At 57.5% G+C, this 3,998-nt stretch carries 4 protein-coding genes and 1 pseudogene; 1 reads left to right on the top strand and 4 read right to left on the bottom strand.

The window, feature by feature from the left end; translation table 11 throughout:
* Positions 1–133: 133 nt before the first annotated feature.
* The 3 genes from PJE01S_RS24010 to PJE01S_RS24000 all read right to left on the bottom strand — a co-directional run bounded on the left by PJE01S_RS24010 (position 134) and on the right by PJE01S_RS24000 (position 3,411).
* On the bottom strand, positions 134–1,126 hold the full coding sequence (locus PJE01S_RS24010; RefSeq protein WP_068836229.1) for a Bug family tripartite tricarboxylate transporter substrate binding protein: 993 nt from the start codon (positions 1,124–1,126) through the stop codon (positions 134–136).
* A 27-nt stretch (positions 1,127–1,153) separates the two neighbouring features.
* Entirely contained in the window at positions 1,154–2,134 is a 981-nt protein-coding gene (locus PJE01S_RS24005; RefSeq protein WP_068836228.1) for a quinone oxidoreductase family protein, read from the bottom strand.
* A 218-nt stretch (positions 2,135–2,352) separates the two neighbouring features.
* Positions 2,353–3,411, bottom strand: coding sequence for a beta-keto acid cleavage family enzyme (locus PJE01S_RS24000; protein ID WP_068836227.1), 1,059 nt, complete (start codon positions 3,409–3,411; stop codon positions 2,353–2,355).
* A gap of 170 nt (positions 3,412–3,581) precedes the next feature.
* Here PJE01S_RS24000 and PJE01S_RS24905 point away from each other — a divergent pair.
* Positions 3,582–3,790: pseudogene (locus PJE01S_RS24905) on the top strand (tripartite tricarboxylate transporter permease); the annotation flags it as partial.
* Here the strand turns inward: PJE01S_RS24905 and PJE01S_RS25810 are convergent.
* Positions 3,746–3,998: hypothetical protein (locus tag PJE01S_RS25810; protein WP_218017562.1), on the bottom strand; the 253-nt coding region annotated here is incomplete at its 5' end. The pseudogene PJE01S_RS24905 and the gene PJE01S_RS25810 sit on opposite strands and share 45 nt — an antisense overlap.

The following is a 3,998-nucleotide window of genomic DNA, read 5'->3' as shown; positions in this document are numbered from 1 at the left end:
AAAACCACTAAGCACCGCCGGTTTTATCACGTTGCCGGCTGGCTGGTGGTGAGCCTTCCCCTCATGGCCCGTCAAGGCTTTCCGGCAATCGCCGCCAGATATATGCACGATTGCCGGCACCAAGGCGGAGGGCTCAATTGGGACTGATCTTGAGCTTAAGCTTTTCTATGATTTTTCGATTCTGATCCATGGTCGCAGCCAGTCTCTGTCGAAGCTCCTCCACCGAAGCATCTTTCGGCGGCTCGAAGCCTTGCGCAGCAAGCGCTTCGCGGAATTTGGGTGAATGTACGGCCTTTTCCACTTCGCGCCGGATTCGATCGCTAAGCGGCTTGGGCATGCTGCTCAGAATAAAGACCCCGACGCTCGCATCGGGCATGACAAAGTCAGGCAGCTCCAGTTCGCCGAAACTGGGCACATTGGGAAGATACATGGAGCGTGTAGACGAGACAATTGCAAGTCCCTTGAGTTTTCCACTCTTGATGAATGGGGCAACGTTGCTCACGACCTCGAAGGTCAGTTGAACCTGGTTTCCCAGCAAGTCGACCATGGCAGGGGCCGAACCCTTGTATGGAACGGTCAGGATGTTATCGCCACTTTTTTCCCTGAGCATTTCGCCGAGAAGATCCGAGCGTGTGCCGACGCTAAGATTCGCCACGCTTACTGACCGGGGATTGCGCTTCGCATAGTCGAGCACTTCTTTGACATTGTTGGGCGGAAAGTTTGTATTAGCCACCAAAACATGGATCATGCTGGCGACTCCCGCGACGTATGTGAACGTCTTGACTGGGTCGTAAGGCGTCTTGACGGTGAGTGGAAAGTCGGACAGGAGACTCGATGGCGCCACCATCAAGGTGTACCCATCGGCAGGCGCGCTCATCATTGCCCTTTCGGCGATGACAGCCGAGCCGCCTGGCCTGTTGTCCACCACCACGGGCTGACCAAGGTTGGCCCGCAATTGTTCACCGAGCAGGCGTGCCACACCATCGGAGATGCCGCCAGGCGGCGCAGGGACTATCAAGCGTATGGGTTGGTTAGGCCATTCCTGCGCCATTGCAGGCGTTACCGCCGCTACGAAGGACAGTGCAGCTATCGCCAGGACTCGCAGTTTCAATGCATTGAATATCATGGAAGTTCACCTTAGTAAGCGGAATTCTCAAATAACGAATATGGATGATCCGGTTGTTTTCCGGCCTTCAAGATCACGATGCGCCTGCACCGCATCATTCAGGGCATAGCGCTGATTGATCTCGATGCGGATGCGGCCTGCAGCCACATGGCCGAATAACTCACCGACCAGTTCCGCCTTTTCGGCCGGATCCGCGATGTAGTCGGCCAAACCTGGACGGGTGATGTATGCCGAGCCTTTGCGGGCCAGGATCGCAGGGTCAAACGGGGGGATTTTTCCGGAGGCAGTGCCCACGCACACCAGCAAACCGCGGCGCTTGAGCGAGTCCAGCGAAGACATGAATGTGTCTTTGCCCACGCTGTCAAAAACCACAGAGACGCCCACACCGTTGGTGATCTCACGCACGCGCTTGGCAACGTCTTCATGGCTGTAGTTGATGATGTGGTCGCAACCGTGGGCGCGTGCCACTTCGGCCTTGGCCTCGGTAGAGACGGTTCCAATCACATTGAGGCCCAGAAGTTTGGCCCACTGGGACACGATCAGGCCCACACCACCGGCGGCGGCATGCAGCAATATGGTTTCACCGCCCTGGAACGGGTAGATCCTGCGGCACAGGTAGGAAGCAGACAAGCCGCGCATGGTCATTGCAGCGGCGGTCTCGCAGCTGATGCCCTCGGGCAGTTTGATCAGCGGTGCGGCAGAAATCAGCCGCTCCGTGCTGTAGGCGCCCAGCGTGTTGGTAAAGCCCGTGTAGGTCACACGGTCACCAACCACAAAATCGCTCACGCCGGCACCGACGGCCTCGACCACGCCGGCCGCCTCGTTGCCGATGCCGCTGGGCAGCGGAACCGGGTAGATGCCACTGCGGAAGTAGGTGTCAGCAAAATTCAGCCCAACGGCCACATGACGGAGGCGAACCTCTCCCGGCCCCGGCTCCCCAACTTCTACGTCCTCAAAACGAAGTACCTCGGGCGCGCCCGTTTCGTAGAATTTAACGACTTTTGCCATGTTGTCTCCTGTTATGTATCAACTATCACAATTCATCTGCAGCTTGCCATGCCTGGCCTCACCTTGACTTTGGCACGCCCAGACTCCAATGCTGGTTACGTGGAAGCCAAATTCCCTTGCCCATTGGGCGAGATGGACTCCTTCATCGGGAAGTGCAAGGAGTCCGGTCCATGGGGGAATTTCACATCCAGCATGTGATGTCAATTCCCCCAGAGGCTTCAGTCCGGCTTGCGCAGGAAGCCCTGGTTGCCGCCGTTACGATTGGGCGCGAAGCCATTTTCCCGAAGCGTCTGGTCCGCCGTCTCGTAGAAGACACCAATCTTCAGAATCTCGCGAGCCTGCTGTCCTGTCGCAATCGGACGGCCAAATTCGCCGGCGATGCGCACCAGTTGCTTGATCTGCTCGACGGAGCTCATCTTGCCCGTGCGGGTCTGGTTCCAGAGCACATCCTCAATGCCGCAGCGCACATGCAGGCCCAGTGCCATGCCGATCATGTTGATGGGCAGCACATTGAGCACCGAGCTCTCCACCGTGATCACCGCGCCATCCGGCGCAGCGCGCAGGAAGTTGGCCAGGTTGTAGATGTTCGCCTGGTCCATGCCGCCGCTGATGGCCACCCAATTCATCACCAGGGGGCCTTTGTAGACGCCGCGGCGAATCATCCGCTCGATCGTTTCGAAGCTGTTGATGTTGTAGCACTGGAAGGCGCTCTGGATGCCGGCGGCGCTCAGGCGGCGGATGTGCTCCTCGGCCCAGCTGGGGTTCGAGGGAACGATCATGTCCTTGTAGGTGCTGTAGAGGTGCGGGAAACCGCGCGAAACACCCTTGAAGTCATCGATACCGGCATGCTCGGTCACATTCATCTGCGTCGTGTTGACGGTGACCGTCACCTGGTCGGGCTTGGGAGTGAGTTCGGCCAGCATGTGGCGCGTGTCGTCGCTCAGCCACTTGGCGGCCGAGCCATCATCTTCGGGTGCGAAGCTGATGGAGCCACCCACCTGGATCACCATGTCGGGCACCGCCTTGCGCACCCCGGCGATCAGTTCATTGAACATGGACAGGCGCTTGCTGCCCTTGCCATCGGCTTCGCGCACGTGCAGATGCAGCACGGTGGCACCGGCTTCATAACAATCCACCGCCTTCTGGATCTGCTCTTCCATGGTGATGGGGATATCTTCCGGAAAGTCTGAAGGAATCCAGCCCGGCGCATAGGGGGCGGCTGTGATGATCAGAGGCTGCTGGTTCTCAGGATAAAGGTGGCCGTCAAGGAAGTTCATGATGAAGGGTCTCCAAGTTGAAATGTGAATCTTGAGAATGTCGAACTGGATGAAAAATCTTTAGGATTTATCTGCAGCAAAGAGTGAATCATCTGGCTTTGCGTCATGTTTCACTTGACTTTTCATGTCTTTGACTTGGCTTTTCATGACAGAAGCCCATCCCGCGTAAAGGCTGGAACTTCGTCAACCTGGGCTGCGAAACCGCTCCCTTGCTGCTGGGCTTTATCCTGGGTCCCAGGATGGAGGAAAACCGGCTCCGCGCATTACTGCCGGCACGCGGCGACTGGAGCGTTTTGCGACGCGTCCGCCACTGCTCGTCGCTGCTGTGCTGCGTCTAATAATTGTGCTGCTGCCTGCCGTCAAGAACAAGCGCGAGTAAGCATTCGTCGAGGACTGATGGCCGGTTTTTGCGCGCTTGGCGAAACGGCACATTCGGGTGTCGTTTATGTTTATTTGTGGGATTCGGCTCGCGTTGAAGGCCGTGAAGTTCTGGAGCCATTCGAAGTCCAAGGGCACCAGTGCCGCTTAATCCTTCTTGGTGAAAAAAAAACGTCGCGAGTCTCCGAAACCACGCACCTAATGCGGTT

Source organism: Polaromonas jejuensis NBRC 106434 (genome assembly GCF_001598235.1).
Lineage (GTDB): Bacteria > Pseudomonadota > Gammaproteobacteria > Burkholderiales > Burkholderiaceae_C > Polaromonas > Polaromonas jejuensis.
Note: the sequence above shows the minus strand (reverse complement) of the source record. Positions and strands in the feature narration are given on the sequence as shown.

What these genes read in the sequence shown, in the direction of transcription:
- PJE01S_RS24010 (WP_068836229.1), bottom strand. Translation starts at nt 1,126, where the DNA reads ATGATATTCAATGCATTGAAACTGCGAGTCCTGGCGATAGCTGCACTG.
- PJE01S_RS24005 (WP_068836228.1), bottom strand. Translation starts at nt 2,134, where the DNA reads ATGGCAAAAGTCGTTAAATTCTACGAAACGGGCGCGCCCGAGGTACTT.
- PJE01S_RS24000 (WP_068836227.1), bottom strand. Translation starts at nt 3,411, where the DNA reads ATGAACTTCCTTGACGGCCACCTTTATCCTGAGAACCAGCAGCCTCTG.